This window comes from Mesorhizobium sp. M4A.F.Ca.ET.090.04.2.1 (genome assembly GCF_003999085.1).
Taxonomy (GTDB): domain Bacteria; phylum Pseudomonadota; class Alphaproteobacteria; order Rhizobiales; family Rhizobiaceae; genus Mesorhizobium.
This window is the reverse complement of the sequence record NZ_RZOT01000877.1, coordinates 1-1,235: the sequence shown is the minus strand read 5'-3', so window position 1 is coordinate 1,235 and position 1,235 is coordinate 1. Positions and strand designations below refer to the sequence as shown.

General features: G+C 67.6%; 2 protein-coding genes. One reads left to right on the top strand and one right to left on the bottom strand.

What is annotated here, in order from left to right; all coding sequences use genetic code 11:
- Window positions 1-413, top strand: a 413-nt coding sequence (locus EN781_RS32820; protein ID WP_127400738.1) for an aminotransferase class III-fold pyridoxal phosphate-dependent enzyme, incomplete at its 5' end; no start/stop codon positions are given.
- Here EN781_RS32820 and EN781_RS32815 read toward each other — a convergent pair.
- Window positions 410-1,235 (bottom strand): FAD/NAD(P)-binding oxidoreductase (locus EN781_RS32815; protein WP_145965802.1); only part of this gene is annotated, 826 nt, incomplete at its 5' end. The two genes, EN781_RS32820 and EN781_RS32815, sit on opposite strands and share 4 nt — an antisense overlap.

Sequence of the window (1,235 nt, the reverse complement as noted above, 5' to 3'; positions counted from 1 at the left end):
GCCCTGGCGGACTTGGCGGCACCTATGGCGGCAGCCCGATCGGCGTCGCCGCGGCCAACGCCGTGCTCGACGTCATCGAGGAGGAAAAGCTCTGCGACCGCGCCAATGCGCTGGGCAGCAGGCTGAAACAGCGACTGCAGTCGATCCGCGAGGACGTGCCGGAGATCGTCGACATCAGGGGTCCCGGCTTCATGAACGCGGTCGAGTTCAACGATGTGAAAAAGGGCCTGCCCTCGGCGGAAATCGCCAATGCCGTGCGCCTCAAGGCGCTCGACAAGGGCCTGGTCCTGCTGACCTGCGGCGTCTACGGCAACGTCATCCGCTTCCTGTCGCCGATCACCATCCAGGACAGCGTCATGAACGAGGCACTGGACATTCTGGAAAGCTCGATCCGCGAGGCACGTGTCGCCTAACCGGTTGCCCTGGCGGGCTCTTCCTGAAACGCGGCCAGCGCCGCCTTCAGCGCATCGGGCCCGCCGGCAACGGCCTGCGGCGTCGGCGAGAAGCCGGCGCCGAGCATCTTGCGGCCGAGCATATGATCGCCGGGGCGGTTGACGGATTCGATGCCGAGCAGCCGGCTGCCCGCATAGTGATAGATCGAGAACTTGTTCTCGGTGAGGTCGCCCGCCACGACATGGCTGTCGCCGCCCGAGGTCAGTCCGACCATCTGCAGCTTCATGTCGCCGATATCCGACCAGAACCACGGCACTGCCGAATAGGCGTCGGCATGGCCAAGGATGGTGCGCGCGGCGAGCCGCGCCTGGTCGGTGGCGTTCTGCACCGATTCCAGCCGCACATCGGCGCCGGTGAACCAGTGCCGGTAGGACGCCGCATCGCCGATGGCGAGGATATCCGGCGCCGAGCTGCGCATCTGCTGGTCGACGCGGATGCCGTTGGCGACCGTGATGCCGGCGGTCTCGGCCAGTTCGACATTGGGCACCACGCCGATGCCGATGATGACCATCTGTGCCGGCAGCCTTTCGCCGCCGGAGGTGATCGCGGCCGAGACCCGGCCGCCTTTGCCCTCCAGGCCGACAACGGTGGTGCCGGTATGGATCCGCACGCCGATCGCTTCCAGGCGCTGCCTGACATGGCTGGCGATGACCGGCGCCACCGCCCGCCCGAGCAGCCGGTCGACGGCTTCGACCACAGCGACATTGCGCCCGGCCGCGCGCAGCGTCGCGGCGATCTCGAGCCCGATGAAGCCGCCGCCGAGGATGACGACATCCTCGCAT